The following is a 12,414-nucleotide window of genomic DNA, read 5'->3' as shown; positions in this document are numbered from 1 at the left end:
ACCCCGCGATTCGTTACTACAAATTTCAGCCACACTGATAGAATTGGGAACGCTATACATAACGCCCTTCTGAGAAATGCGATGAATACAGAATTAACGGAAGAAGAGATGCGCCGGGCGCTATTCGGTGAGCCTGAGTCCCCTGCGCCGGAAATTATCCCACACGTGCAAGAGATCGTTCCGGATGTCGTGATCGTGCAACCGGTAAAGACCGCGACCAAAAAGAAAGTTTCAAAAGGTTTCACGCCCAGGCTGAAAGTCACGTTGCGGGTGGGAAATGAATTTGAAGGCAAGATGCACGAGATCGTACATGAGGCCGATACACTGAGCTCCCTGGTTGCAGAGCAAGAAGCCACAAAGGCGGCCAGAAAAAATTCAGGTTTGTGGAAGTGGTATCGGTCAAGTCGATGTAAGCGCACATTAAGGCTAATGACGCAGGCCTGGGGTTCGACTTCGCTGCCGCTTATACACAGATAGAACTAAACCGACTGATTGAATTTCGAAACAGCGACGGTCGCGTGGTTCGAATGGATTTTGTCGCATCGGATAAAGGCATCACGATTCATCAGACTTTCGACGCCGATTCAGCGCAACCGGAAGATCAGCAACGCGAGGAATGGCAAACAGTCCTTAACCGCTTCGCTCGATACGTCGAGCGGCAATTCACCACTGAATAAATACGAAGCCCTTGAGGCTAATGCCTATCAGTCAAGAAGATCTCAGGTGACACAGCTCTTTGTAGCAGCTGGCGAAGCCTGCGTTTCGGTTCGGGCCGCGTTCGGACGCAGCAGTCGTAAACCCTGAGCATGCGGTCTTTCTGGAGTACCGCGCGGCCTGATTTCACGACTGCTGCGTCCGAACGCGGCCCGAACCGGAACGCAGGCTTCGCCAGCTGCTACAAAGAGCGTGTGGCACCTGAGATCTTCTTGACTGATCGGCATTGGCCCTTGAGGCCGCCCAATCAATTACCGTACCTCGCAGCAATCTCCCCGCGTCCATCGGCTGGCTAAGTCATCTACCCGATCGGACACAGGATGACCTTTATCGCTGAGCGGTAACGGGCCACTTGATCGGACGAGGGTCAGCCTCATGATTTTTCTCAAGCTGGAACGTGCCGTCCTGCTTGGGGATGTTCTGGTCGCTGGGGATGTGGGCTTGCTGTCCGAAGATGCCGGTCTTGGCATCGAATGTCAGGTCATGCAGCGCCACATTTCCGTACCAGTCATCTGAGGGCAGCGAGATATAACTGATGGCGTAGTGTTGATCAGTGAAGGCGCCTTTCACGACATAAACGCCATAGTGCTCTTCACCCGGAGAAATGATTTTGTACAACCCATTTTCGTAGTAATAGAGCGTCGCCTCTCTGAAGGGTTTGGCGTCATAAAGCTTCTGATAGTTGAGGTGGTGGATATGCGTGGGTTTACCGAACGTGACGTCGATTGACGGTGCTGTGGGAGCTGCCAGGGCCGGAATACTGACGGTCAAGAACATCAATCCCATCAAATTTATTTTCATTATTTATTCTCCACAACTTTTTTGGGAAGCCTGAGTTTACGAGTTCAGGCGCGCCAGAGTTATTTCCGGGCCTGAAGAAATCTTTAAAGAATGTGTCGATGCGGATGTTCGGTACGCGCTCAACCATCCAGTCTTGCGCACTTGAACTTGCTGCCAACGGTGTGGCAGCCACTCTGCGATTTCACTCGGCCGCTGCATGGGCAGGCGAGTGAGCACGCCCTTCAAATAAACAGACGGATCATGCCCGTTGAACTTGGCAGACTGGATCAAGCTCATCAGTGCAACCGCGCGTTTTGCACCACGCAACGACCCGGCAAAAAGCCGGTTCTTGCGTCACGGCCGCAGCTGATTCTCGATGTGGATGTTATCTATTGGTAGCGTGCCGTCTTTCAGATTAAAGACTCAACGCCGCCCAACGTTCGAGGCTGTAATCCATAGCTCGAGTGCTGCCTGAATCGCCACCAGTAACTGCTCCTTTGCCGTTTCCTTCCCCAGGAAACCCTTTGCACCGCAGCGCATCGCCATGGCCACCGTAGCCGGAGCATGCAGCGCGGAAATCACCAGAAGGCTCACCTTGGGAAACTTGATCCGCAAGCCGCGGATCAAGTTCAGTCCGTCCACCTCGCCCGGACTCAGGGAATAGTCCATGAGGACCACATCCACTTCCTGTTGATTCAATGCGTCGATCAACTTCTGGCTCTGGGTAAAATACCCGAGCACGGTGATATCCCGCTCTTGCCTGACATTCTCGGAGATGCCTTGCAGGATAAGCGCATGATCATCCAGCACCATCAGGCGAATGGGTCGAAACAATGAAACCATGAAAAATTCCTTTGCCTCAGGACAAGCAGAATGGGCACTCGACTCTTGAGCACAAGCCCACACCTTCCCCAAGGTTACCATGACTAAAAATCAAACAGACCTAAGCCTACAGAGAGTCTGCCCCCAGACAGTATAGGAATACTCCTAAAATTTTAAAATATAAGATTAGTCCCATGGCCCGGTAAAAATGCAGACATCCGAACGATGAAAACCAACCTGCTGCCCCGAACTTGAAAATCCGATCAAATAAAAATCGTTAACCAGACCACATGGACCATAACCAAAACCAATCCTGGTGCCTTTAACAAATACTCAACCTGTTCAGTTGTTATATTTAGATACTTTACAGTAATTGACGCCCCACCCTGTACCCGCCTAGTTTTATTTGGCCCCTGTCACTATTTTAACAGGCACACTTTTCAACGAGGCACACGATGAACCCAAGTAAAATATTTAAAAATGTAGGGATACTGACGGCACTAAGCATCAGCTGTACGGTACTGTCAGCCAATGCAGGAGATGCGTATTTTACCGCGTCGATCAGCAAAGAAGGGAAAGTACTCAGTCAGTCGTCGGAATGGATCGATAGCGTGAAATACTCTTCCCAAAAGGATTGGTTCGCAACTTACGAAATTAATGTCAAGCCCGACACCTATCAACAGGCACCGGCTTTTTGCTCTGCATCCACGACGGCCAGCGGGGGCGAAGATGATCTGCTCCATGGGGTCGCTAAGCTGGGTGCCGCACCAAAGCAGGATCGCATCACCGTCATCACATCGCACATCGGCAAAAAAGGCCCTTCAGGCGATACCTCTCAAAACTTCATGCTGATCTGCTTTAAATAAAACCCGCCTGACAGGGCGAATAACTTTCGCCCTGTCATTCGTGAAAATCAGCCTCCAGACGGCGCCTGCAAGTCGAAGACCTTCTTCACACTCAAGGCTGTCGAACCGCAAAACACACTGCAGCGATAACTGATGTTTTTAAAACTGATGGAAATCAGCTCCACAGTGGCCGCTGTCGTGGACCCTTGAATAGCCCAGGAACTGATAACCGAATCACTTAACTCTATTTCAAGTACCGGCTGTAGATTATTGTCGGCCCCCACAGCCTGCATGATATGCAACGTAGCCTTGCCCAGTGAAACCCCGGATATCGACAGGCAACACAAATCAGCCGAGGACTGGTCAGCCGCCTTGGTCAGCATCAACGCGGATATTCTGGCTTGGCTGGAATTACACTCAGTGCTCCCGTTCGGAGCGTCGCGCGTGGTATTAAGGGCATAAGTCTGAACCTCGATCCAGTCAATATAGTTATCGACTTTGGCGCTGCCTTTAATATGTTTTTCGAACCTCAATAAAATCATGCGTCACTCCGTAGACGGCTGACCTGAACCGGGATGTAGAAACACGCCCCCTATGCTGCCTCCACATTAAAAGCATCAGGCTGAATACATGCGTTGGCTAGAGAACCTCAATCGGTAACACAGCACACTAGGAAAGATCCTAAAGATGGGGCAAGGGATAATACCGATCAGTTAAGAAGATCTCAGGTGACACACGCTCTTTGTAGCCGCTGGCGAAGCCTGCGTTTCGGTTCGGACGCAGCAGTCGTCGGATCAGCCCCGGTTCTTTCAGGCACACCGCGTGTGCAGGATTTACGACTGCTGCGCAGTCGGACGCAGGCTTCGCCAGCGGCTACAGATCGCGTTTGCTGTTATCAATAACACCGGTTTGCCGGCCCGGTCTCGAAGCATGACGAGCAGTCAACCGTTGCTCGCAGACGCTCGATAGCCGCGGCAATGCCCTCGGGGCCCCCGGCTTCTGATACCAGGTATTCGACCTCGCGCGCGGCAGCGACCACATCGGTCGCCCCGAGCATCATGGCGGCACCGGAAATACGATGGGCCAGGCGGGAGACTTGAAGCCAGTCACTGGCGCCAAGTGCCTGGAGCATATACTCAAGGTCTATGCTGGAGGTCGCAAAAAATGTCTGTTGCAGATCAACTTCAACACCCGGGGGCTCGTCTGCATCGATCATCGCCAGAGGCTGGACATCACACCACAGGTCAATGATTTGCCCCAGTTGTTCGATTCTCAACGGCTTGGCCAGTACCCCGTCCATACCGGCCTCGAAACAAACATTCATGTGCTCGGGGCCGACCAGCGCCGAGATCGCAATGATCGGCACACGCTCCTGGCTCTCGAGCTCTCGCCGGCGAACGCACGCTGCAAATTCGTAGCCATCGATGTCTGGCAAGTTGCAGTCCAGCAGGATGATGTCGAACCTCGAACGGGCATGCAGGCTGAGCCCCAGCGCCCCGGTTTCTGCCTGGGTAACGCCGTGCCCCAGCGCCTGCAGCTGGCGCTTGATCACAAACTGGTTTTCCGGATGATCCTCCACCACCAGCACACTCAGCGCACGCTGCCTCACCGTCGACAGCGCAGTGGTACGCCCGTCGTGCAGCGGGTTTTTCAACGGCGCCGCCAAGGGTGCACTCAACAGCACCTCGACCTGGGTACCGCGTCCGAACTGGCTCTCCAGCCGAATGGAGCCGCCCATCAACTTCAGCAGGCTGGCGCAGATCGTCAGTCCCAAACCGGTGCCGCCAAACTTGCGCGTGACGGATTCGTCCACCTGGGAAAACGCCTGGAACAGTCGCAGCTGTTGGCGCCTGGAGATACCCACCCCGGTGTCCGACACCACCACACGTAGCCGACCCGTCGTAGGCACAAGCAGGTCCACAGTCAGTTCAGCCTCGACGCGGACCTGTCCCTCCTCGGTAAACTTGATCGCATTGGACAGCAGGTTGATCAGCACCTGACGTACCCGCTGGGCGTCGATGACCAGCCACAGTGGCGAACCCAGCTGTACCGACATGCTCATGCGCGCCAGTTGCATATTGAAGCTCTGGGTCCAGTTACCGAGGCTGGCGCTGGCCTCCAGGCCGTAGCGCCCGCCCAGGTCCTGCTCCTGGCCGCCGTTGAGGTTCACCTGGTTGCGCACGATCAGGCCGGTGCTGCCTCCGCGTGGCTGGTCGTAAAAACGCGGGGTCTGCGTGTCGCGCTCGGCGTGCTCGGTGGCGATCGACACCAGCGAGTTTTCCAGGCTGTAGTGCACGGCCAGCATCTGTTCCGGGCAACTGCCGGCACAGGCGCCCAACGGCACGCCTTGTTGCAGGTAGGCGCCCCAGGTGTCGCGCTCATTGGCCGGGATCTGGCTGTCGGCAACGTCGGTAAACTCCAGCAGGGTGATGCGGTCATCGCGCGACAGCACGATCATCGCTTCCCCGAGAAATTGTTGGTCAAGCTCGACGCGTACGGCCAACGGCACATCAAAAAAATGCTCCTCGAACTCACTGGGCAGGCCCTTGGCCTGGGCCATTAAACTGCGAGGCGTGGTGCCGACGGCAGAGGGGGCCGCGAGCGCACCGGCACAGAAAAAAAGTGCAAGCGCCGCCGCGATGGGCGTCATCGGGAACATGCAGGGAATTCTCTTGGCGAACGGAAAAGTTAAAAACGGGCTGGCGGAGCTGAGTGGCTCGCCAGCCGCGTGATGCAACCGCAAATCAAGCGTTTACAGTCACCGCCTATCAGGGATTGGAAGGAGCACCCGGCTCGAAGATCAGCGCCACGGTGCCGGTGTAGTCGCCTTCGGGATGAGGAGTGGAGCCAGTGGTCTGCTCTGGCCTGATTTCAAACGCTACCTGGCGGCCCGCCAGGGCATCTGCAGCATTGACCACTTCGGCGCTATTGATCTCCACTTTTTTATCGTGGACAAACACTTCCAGGTTAATCCTGTTGGAACCGCTAATCAGTTGCGGTACGTCGACGAGCTTGGCATTGATGCCGGTCGTAGTACTCAAGACCTCGAGTTTTTTACTCCAGTTAACCAGTTGCTTACGTTGGGTATCCCAGCGAATTTCCTGAACGGAGGTCCAGTCTTCTGTCGCTGGCGGACGAACATGGAAAGTCGCACCCGGCACATTGGCCTTGAGTTGAATGGTGATGGCCTCTTCCGTCGCGGCCATGGCCAGGGAAGAACTCACCAGCACAGCAACTGACGAAAGGGAGAACGCAAGTTTTCTAAACATTTTTCACTACCTGTGATTGAGATAATCGCTAGTTAAGTCAAAACGATCCAGCCAGGTAAAACGGACACGTTAGATCCACGGCAAACTTAAAGATGTTCAAGACGGCGAACCACCACACCTATAAAAATTTCAAACCGGTTAAATAACGAATATTCCCTATTGGCTGTTTGACGCCACAAAGATAAACAGCGCACATCACAGCGCCTTTAGGAAAAGTCCTAGAAAACAAACAAGAATAAAATTACAGTTTTTACTTACAATTAATTCTGACAGACGAGCACTACACACCCTTGAATCTAGTACTTCTCTTATCCAATCTACGCCTATATCCCCCTAAGCAGCGACAAAATAGAGTAGTTGTTCAGTTTAGAGTATTTATACAAAATCAATGCCGAAACCGACGACGCTTCACTGCCCCCCGCATCCAAATCCAGAACACGGTTGAAAATGGCGCCGGCGGCCTCGCTACTTGAAGATCTTCAGCGGCGGCGGAATCAAACGTCTGCAGGTGTTAAATCTCGAGATTACCGTTTACCACCTGGGCATAAACGGTATAGGGCAACACTACAATGTCAAATATGACGGACAGGAAAAAATCCACAATAATCAATGGTGTGCCATTAACATTCGACACTGTATCGGCGGGTTCATGCCGGGGAGGACCATTCAGCACACAGAAGTCATAGGCCACACCACTGAAGGCCCGAGGTAATGAGTCACATTGGGTCTGGTAGCCTTTAAGTGAACTCGCAACCCACTCGTCATCGAAAAAAACACTGCTGACAGTACCGCAGCCCGAAATACCCAGCATTAAAACAGCCACTAATATAAATCTCATAACAGGTTTAAACCCCAGCCAATCAATAAAAATACTCAACCCCCACAAGAGCCGCCAACGCCCAAGCGGGTAAAATCACTCCAGGGACTTGCGCATGCTTTGACTGGTCACCTGATAGCCCAACTCATCATAAAGCCGGCGGGCCCCGACATTGTCGGCATACACTTCCAGGGCAATGGATGACACGTTCAAGGTCTTGAAGAACGCTTCGACCTGCAACATGGCCAACTGTGCATAACCCTGGCGGCGGAAAGACTCATGGATCACCAGGTCGAAGACAAAACCTTCGCGCAGTTGCTCTTCCACCACGCCCACCCAGATCGCCCCGACGCTTTCGCCCAAGGTCAGGTCCTGGATCTCGAACAGATAGTGGCCGGGGGTCAACAAGCCTTCAGGTAATACTTCGGCAAAGCTGTGCGCGGCCAATGCCGGCGCCTGATCAGAGGGCCATTGCCCCGTACGCTGCATCTGCTCGGCAAAATCGGCGATGCTGTAAGCCTTGAACGATGCATAGGCGGCGGCGGTCATTGGCGCCAGGCTGATCTTCATTAGTTCCTCCGAGGAAAGCACTTAAGTGATAAAACTTACGACATGGCCGATTAAAATAGCGACCCGATGGCAATATAACAACATAGGATATGTTGTACATATATTACCGAAGCGGCAAAGACCTGACTTACCCCCTATATTGAATAGCCCTACCAAGTAATGCCACACGCCGGAAATAGGAATAACCCCAAACTTAAGCAGCCGCCTTCAATCTCGTGCCAAAGCCAGCGTAGTTTTAATCGTTGAGGCTAACTTTCAGCACCGTCACTCTCGGCGCACAAAGGGCATTTATTCATGAGTCGTTCATTAAGTCGCCTCACATTTGGCTCGCCACCGCACTGGGCAAACACTTGCAAAGGGTGACGCAGGAGGATGCCCCCGCGCTCAACTGCAGGACGGGTGACGAAGCCCATCGGTGCCGCACAAATTAGGGCGGGGGTACCTGCGGGCTGGAAAATGGCAGACAACACCGGAGGGGGTTTACGATACGGGGAATGGCATTGCGCTGGTCTGGCCGGTTGATCGCGCACGAGTGATCGTGGCGACCCACTACTAGATAAGGGAAAAGTATGAGCGAGGGCGCAGCGATGTGGTCGCGATTGCCGCGCAAATTGTCGTGGATTGGATGATTGGTTTCCAGGGCGCGGGGTGCACAAAAGGACTAGGCTGCAATCAACAGCCTGGTGACAAGCGTGAGCTTATATAAAAAAATGCTGAGAATAACCTACACTTGGGGAATGGAGACGCTCACATAGCTCGGATAAAGGAACGGTTACTCAATAGATCATCGGTACTCTACTGCCTTTATGCGCCCTTACTTCCTCCAATTTTATATTTATATGCGTGCTTTCGCGGGAAAGCGCCGTAACTTTAAAATCTGCATGAGGCGAGTACAAGAGTTCCTTCTCTGAAGCCCCTGGGTTAACGTTTATCTGACGCCCGCTGAAACCTTGTATCTCAAACCCTGTTGAGCGTCATGACCACCAGACTGGCCGCCCAGCTCGAGGGCCCGCATCGCAGCGTGGTCCTGGCGATTCAGCAGTTGGCGGGGTTGGCCGAGATCCAGATCAACCGAGCGCTGGAGAATCTGGAGGCTCCCCAGTCGACGGTCAGCCCCGTCTGCCACTGAGCGGGCATACTCGCCGGGAAAAGAAAATGGGCGACCTCATTGAGGTCGCCCATTTTTGATATTGCCGTCACTCGGGCTTACATCTTGAATTCAAAGCCTTGAATGCCCTCAGCGCCGCGCAGCGCTTTCTCTGTAGCCGTATACAAATCACGTATATGCCCAACCAAAAACGCCCAGAACGCCGGTTCGTTCACGGTGTGCGCGACTAACTCTGCCGGCAGGAACCGATTCATTTCCTTGCGAAACTCGATAACGGCTTTCGGATCTGCATCCAGCTGTGTCGAACGGCCCTTGAACAACGCCAGGAACTCATTTTGCTCGCAATGGTGATCGGCCAATTTTTTTGCGATCAACTCCAATTGCGGTGTTATGCCCTGCTGGCGCAACCAAACCAGATCCCAGAGATCCCGGTTCTTGATTCGGTCAGGGCGCAGGGCAAAAGCCACGACTTTGTCAGCGTAAATTTCTTCACGGGTTTGTGCCTGCAAGATCAGGCCACTGGTGCCCATGTCGACCCCATACGGGTTAAGCAACTGCATTGGCCGAGGTTGATAACTCGGGATTGAACACACATCGATGTTGATGCGCTGTGCCGGCAGATCCCTGCGGCCCGGGCGGGTTTGAACCTTCAACTTCCAGGTATCGACGTTGCCTTCCTCACGGACAGGTTCGCCGACCTCTACCTCAAGGCCATATTTGGTTTTAAGCGTGGAGACCCACACATGGGTGAGCTCAGTCAGGCTTTCACGATTGAAGTCGGCACCGCCGGTAAAGTCCAAGTCCTCGCTCAAACGATTTGAGCCATAACAGGCACGCAAACAGGTGCCACCGATGAAGGTCAGTCTGGCAAGCATTCCAGCAGCGCTCAGCGCGAGCATGATGTCGTGATGCAGCAATTCTTTTTCGACCACGACCCGCAAGGGTGCCAAAGCCTGTTGGTTCTTTAATGCTTCATCTACCAGTTCATCAAACAAACTCATTGGCAGCACTCCAATCGATCAAATCCATGTTCCGCTTCGCGACTTTCATGTCTCGCAATGCCTGTTGCGGTGTTGCCCGCCATAATCGGCAACGAGCGTCGTAGTGCAACTGTCCAGGCAGATCCTGAGGTGGCTGACGAGTGTGCACAAATTCAATCGTGCCCCACCGACCACAGGAAATGGTGCTGCTGCGCCCGGATGACATGAGCGTGATCCAGTTGATGGGGATCTGTGAGATGACGCCGCAATCACTCAATGCTGTTTCCAGGCTGATGTAGTTGAACTGCATGGCACGCAGCCTTGCCGCCGCATGAAACAACACCAGACCGCTTGAAGGCTGGGTCGCCTCAAACAGATAGAGCCCTCGGCACACTCGCGTCAGATGACCTTGCGAGGCGGCGCGGCTCAGCAGCGTTTTATAGGCACCGTCGGAAATATCCGAGACCAGTGCCCGGAGATCGTCCGGGGTGAACAGGTACCGCTCTTCACTGGCCAAATGAGTCAATTCCCGAAGAAGTCGTCCCATTGGCTGGCTGGAGTTTGAGTGTGGCTGCATGCCAATGACTCTACAGAAGGTTTCACTTAATGTAACTTACCGTTGAGTTTCTTTCAAAGACCGCTGGTCTTCCAGCGCAACCAAAGTCCAAGCCGCCTGTAATCAGTGACACGAACAGCGTCGGCCGGCGGTTGAGCAGTAGCCCGACGGCGTTGACCAGGCACATGCGCATGCGCTGGGATACCCAGCCGATCAGGAAGCTCAGCAGCCGCGAAATCAGCAATGAAAGCACAGGCCTCCTTGTTTCCGGGCGCCGTATCGAGCGGGTGCATACGGGACAGGTCAGTCGCAGCCAAAACGCTTCGGGTGAACATCTAAAGCCCTTCTACACTCAGATCGCATACGCCCTTCAACGCCGACCGAATGAGCCGCCATGACCCTCCTCAAAGACCGCCTGAAGCAAGGCCGGGACGCGCGCAAAGCCTGCCCCCGCAACACCCAGTCGGCCCTCGGCAACATCGACCGCGATCCGCTGCCGCTGATCAAGGCGTCCAGCGAGGGCCGCATAAAGTCGCTGGTCGAGCTGCGCTATGGCCGCATGCTGGTCTCCCCGTTCACCTTTTATCGCGCTAATGCGCTGCTGCATGCCCACGATTTGGCCGGCACTTGCAGCATGGGGTTGATATCGCCCATCTGCGGCGACAGTCACCTGATGAACTTCGGTGGTTTTGCTACGCCCGAGCGCAACCTGCTGTTCAGCGTCAATGACTTCGACGAAACACACCCCGGCCCTTGGGAGTGGGACCTCAAACGGCTGGTGGCCAGTTTTATGGTAGCGGCCAGGGATTTGCGCCACGGCGAGACGGTTGAGGAAGACGTTTGCCGCCAGGTGGTCGCGGCCTATCAGAAGACCATGGCCGAGTGCGCCCAACAGAGCGCGCTGGACACCTGGTACGGGTCCATCAGTTACGACGATTTGCTGGAGCAAGCGAGCAAAGCCACGCTGGAACACGTGGAGCGGGCCATCGAGAAAGCCGAGCGGCGCACGCATGCCGAGTTGCTGCCGAAAATCTGCGAACGTGACGCCGATGGCCGTCTGACCATTCGCGATGACTTGCCGGAAATTTTTCACCTGCACACCGCCACGACGCTGCTGGATGCCGACGATGACTGGCTGCGACTCTCGGACTGGAAGCCGCTTTACGACACGTTCATGGGCGACTATCGAACCACGCTGCAAGCTGACCGGCGTGAGCTGTTGTCGCGGTTTCATGCCCACGACATGGCGTTCAAAGTGGTCGGCGTCGGCAGTGTCGGCACGCGTTGCCTGGTGGCGCTGTTGACCGACGACCAGGAAAATCCGCTGTTCCTGCAATTCAAGGAGGCGCGGTGCTCGGTGCTCGCCGGTTACGTCAAGAGCAAGTCGCGGGTGCAGCACAACGGTCAGCGGGTGGTGAACGGCCAACGGTTGATGCAATCGGCCAGTGACCTGTTTCTCGGCTGGACGACCGGCCCCGGCGGTCGCCAGTTTTATGTACGTCAGTTGCGCGATATGAAAGTCTCGGCGGAAATCGAGACATTCGACGCCCAAACCTTCGCCGCCTATGGACGAACCTGCGGCCGCGCCCTGGCCCGTGCCCACGCCAAATCGTCAGGGCAAGCCGCGCAAATCAGCGGTTACATCGGCAAAAGCGCGGCGCTGGCCGATGCGCTCTTCAAGTATGCCGAAGGCTACACCAGGCAGAATGAGCAGGATTTCGAGCGCTTCCAGCAGGCTTGCCGCAAGGGCCGTTTGCGAGCGCGTTCGGAGGCCGACTTTGCGGCGGATCATTTGCCATAGGCAGCGCGATGGAACGCTGGGCGTTGAGGCAGATAAATTTTTCTTCACCCCACGCGCCCTTATCAAACGGTACATTGCCCTCGCTCATTCAAGAAACTACGGTTTGCCCGCCCTCCCGCGGGCTTTTTTTTGCCCACTAATTCCCTCGCCCC

General features: G+C 54.7%; 13 protein-coding genes and 3 pseudogenes. 4 read left to right on the top strand and 12 right to left on the bottom strand.

The genetic code is table 11. From position 1 onward, the window contains the following. The first annotated feature begins 81 nt into the window (after window positions 1-81). A pseudogene (locus JFV26_RS06830) lies at window positions 82-413 on the top strand (hypothetical protein). Window positions 414-1,041: 628 nt separating this feature from the next. On the opposite strand, the gene JFV26_RS06825 reads toward JFV26_RS06830, so the two are convergent. The 3 genes and pseudogenes from JFV26_RS06825 to JFV26_RS06815 all read right to left on the bottom strand — a co-directional run bounded on the left by JFV26_RS06825 (window position 1,042) and on the right by JFV26_RS06815 (window position 2,307). Beyond that, a complete protein-coding gene (locus tag JFV26_RS06825) occupies window positions 1,042-1,515 on the bottom strand; it encodes a hypothetical protein (RefSeq protein WP_201190853.1) in 474 nt (157 codons plus the stop codon). 144 nt (window positions 1,516-1,659) lie between these two features. Further along, window positions 1,660-1,969 (bottom strand): annotated as a pseudogene (locus JFV26_RS06820) (transposase domain-containing protein); the annotation flags it as partial. Beyond that, the gene (locus JFV26_RS06815) at window positions 1,918-2,307 is read right to left on the bottom strand and encodes a response regulator (RefSeq protein WP_242487760.1); all 390 of its coding nucleotides are present in this window, start codon (window positions 2,305-2,307) and stop codon (window positions 1,918-1,920) included. The pseudogene JFV26_RS06820 and the gene JFV26_RS06815, both read right to left, overlap by 52 nt. 464 nt (window positions 2,308-2,771) lie before the next feature. On the opposite strand from JFV26_RS06815, the gene JFV26_RS06810 reads away from it, so the two are divergent. Next, complete coding sequence (locus JFV26_RS06810; RefSeq protein WP_201190849.1) at window positions 2,772-3,182, top strand: hypothetical protein; 411 nt, start codon at window positions 2,772-2,774, stop codon at window positions 3,180-3,182. Window positions 3,183-3,229: 47 nt separating this feature from the next. On the opposite strand, the gene JFV26_RS06805 is transcribed toward JFV26_RS06810, so the two are convergent. From JFV26_RS06805 to JFV26_RS06785, 6 genes and pseudogenes are all read right to left on the bottom strand, one after another. Beyond that, window positions 3,230-3,703, bottom strand: a complete 474-nt coding sequence (locus JFV26_RS06805) for a type VI secretion system tube protein Hcp (protein WP_201190847.1) — start codon at window positions 3,701-3,703, stop codon at window positions 3,230-3,232. A 353-nt stretch (window positions 3,704-4,056) separates the two neighbouring features. Next, on the bottom strand, window positions 4,057-5,217 hold the full coding sequence (locus JFV26_RS06800) for an ATP-binding protein (RefSeq protein WP_242487759.1): 1,161 nt from the start codon (window positions 5,215-5,217) through the stop codon (window positions 4,057-4,059). A gap of 3 nt (window positions 5,218-5,220) precedes the next feature. Beyond that, a pseudogene (locus tag JFV26_RS33335) lies at window positions 5,221-5,820 on the bottom strand (pilus assembly protein PapC); the annotation flags it as partial. A 109-nt stretch (window positions 5,821-5,929) separates the two neighbouring features. Further along, window positions 5,930-6,430 carry a CS1 type fimbrial major subunit gene (locus JFV26_RS06795; protein WP_201190843.1) on the bottom strand — a complete coding sequence of 167 codons (501 nt, stop codon included), beginning with the start codon at window positions 6,428-6,430 and terminating at the stop codon, window positions 5,930-5,932. A 511-nt stretch (window positions 6,431-6,941) separates the two neighbouring features. After that, complete coding sequence (locus tag JFV26_RS06790; RefSeq protein WP_242487758.1) at window positions 6,942-7,307, bottom strand: YceK/YidQ family lipoprotein; 366 nt, start codon at window positions 7,305-7,307, stop codon at window positions 6,942-6,944. Between the two features lie 36 nt (window positions 7,308-7,343). After that, complete coding sequence (locus JFV26_RS06785; protein ID WP_201190841.1) at window positions 7,344-7,817, bottom strand: GNAT family N-acetyltransferase; 474 nt, start codon at window positions 7,815-7,817, stop codon at window positions 7,344-7,346. Window positions 7,818-8,784: 967 nt separating this feature from the next. Here JFV26_RS06785 and JFV26_RS06780 point away from each other — a divergent pair. Further along, a complete protein-coding gene (locus JFV26_RS06780; protein WP_446739901.1) occupies window positions 8,785-8,946 on the top strand; it encodes a DUF6124 family protein in 162 nt (53 codons plus the stop codon). Window positions 8,947-9,023: 77 nt separating this feature from the next. On the opposite strand, the gene JFV26_RS06775 is transcribed toward JFV26_RS06780, so the two are convergent. Genes JFV26_RS06775 through JFV26_RS06765 form a run of 3 tightly spaced genes read right to left on the bottom strand, consistent with a single transcriptional unit; the run spans window position 9,024 to window position 10,714 of the window. After that, window positions 9,024-9,926: a nucleotidyl transferase AbiEii/AbiGii toxin family protein gene (locus tag JFV26_RS06775; RefSeq protein WP_201190837.1), complete on the bottom strand. Its 903-nt coding sequence runs from the start codon at window positions 9,924-9,926 to the stop codon at window positions 9,024-9,026. Next, window positions 9,913-10,452, bottom strand: a complete 540-nt coding sequence (gene abiEi, locus JFV26_RS06770; RefSeq protein ID WP_274610329.1) for a type IV toxin-antitoxin system AbiEi family antitoxin — start codon at window positions 10,450-10,452, stop codon at window positions 9,913-9,915. The genes JFV26_RS06775 and abiEi overlap by 14 nt, the downstream gene beginning before the upstream one ends. 52 nt (window positions 10,453-10,504) lie before the next feature. Then, a complete protein-coding gene (locus tag JFV26_RS06765) occupies window positions 10,505-10,714 on the bottom strand; it encodes a hypothetical protein (protein WP_201190867.1) in 210 nt (69 codons plus the stop codon). Between the two features lie 141 nt (window positions 10,715-10,855). Here JFV26_RS06765 and JFV26_RS06760 point away from each other — a divergent pair, with 141 nt between their 5' ends. After that, window positions 10,856-12,262, top strand: coding sequence for a DUF2252 domain-containing protein (locus JFV26_RS06760; protein ID WP_201190833.1), 1,407 nt, complete (start codon window positions 10,856-10,858; stop codon window positions 12,260-12,262). Window positions 12,263-12,414: the final 152 nt, after the last annotated feature.

Origin of the sequence: Pseudomonas sp. TH31, assembly GCF_016650815.1 — a bacterium.
Taxonomy (GTDB): domain Bacteria; phylum Pseudomonadota; class Gammaproteobacteria; order Pseudomonadales; family Pseudomonadaceae; genus Aquipseudomonas.
The sequence above is the reverse complement of the archived record's forward strand: the minus strand, read 5'-3'. Positions and strand labels throughout refer to the sequence as shown.

What these genes read in the sequence shown, in the direction of transcription:
- JFV26_RS06825 (WP_201190853.1), bottom strand. Translation starts at nt 1,515, where the DNA reads ATGAAAATAAATTTGATGGGATTGATGTTCTTGACCGTCAGTATTCCG.
- JFV26_RS06815 (WP_242487760.1), bottom strand. Translation starts at nt 2,307, where the DNA reads ATGGTGCTGGATGATCATGCGCTTATCCTGCAAGGCATCTCCGAGAAT.
- JFV26_RS06810 (WP_201190849.1), top strand. Translation starts at nt 2,772, where the DNA reads ATGAACCCAAGTAAAATATTTAAAAATGTAGGGATACTGACGGCACTA.
- JFV26_RS06805 (WP_201190847.1), bottom strand. Translation starts at nt 3,703, where the DNA reads ATGATTTTATTGAGGTTCGAAAAACATATTAAAGGCAGCGCCAAAGTC.
- JFV26_RS06800 (WP_242487759.1), bottom strand. Translation starts at nt 5,217, where the DNA reads ATGTCGGTACAGCTGGGTTCGCCACTGTGGCTGGTCATCGACGCCCAG.
- JFV26_RS06795 (WP_201190843.1), bottom strand. Translation starts at nt 6,430, where the DNA reads ATGTTTAGAAAACTTGCGTTCTCCCTTTCGTCAGTTGCTGTGCTGGTG.
- JFV26_RS06785 (WP_201190841.1), bottom strand. Translation starts at nt 7,817, where the DNA reads ATGAAGATCAGCCTGGCGCCAATGACCGCCGCCGCCTATGCATCGTTC.
- JFV26_RS06775 (WP_201190837.1), bottom strand. Translation starts at nt 9,926, where the DNA reads ATGAGTTTGTTTGATGAACTGGTAGATGAAGCATTAAAGAACCAACAG.
- abiEi (WP_274610329.1), bottom strand. Translation starts at nt 10,452, where the DNA reads ATGGGACGACTTCTTCGGGAATTGACTCATTTGGCCAGTGAAGAGCGG.
- JFV26_RS06760 (WP_201190833.1), top strand. Translation starts at nt 10,856, where the DNA reads ATGACCCTCCTCAAAGACCGCCTGAAGCAAGGCCGGGACGCGCGCAAA.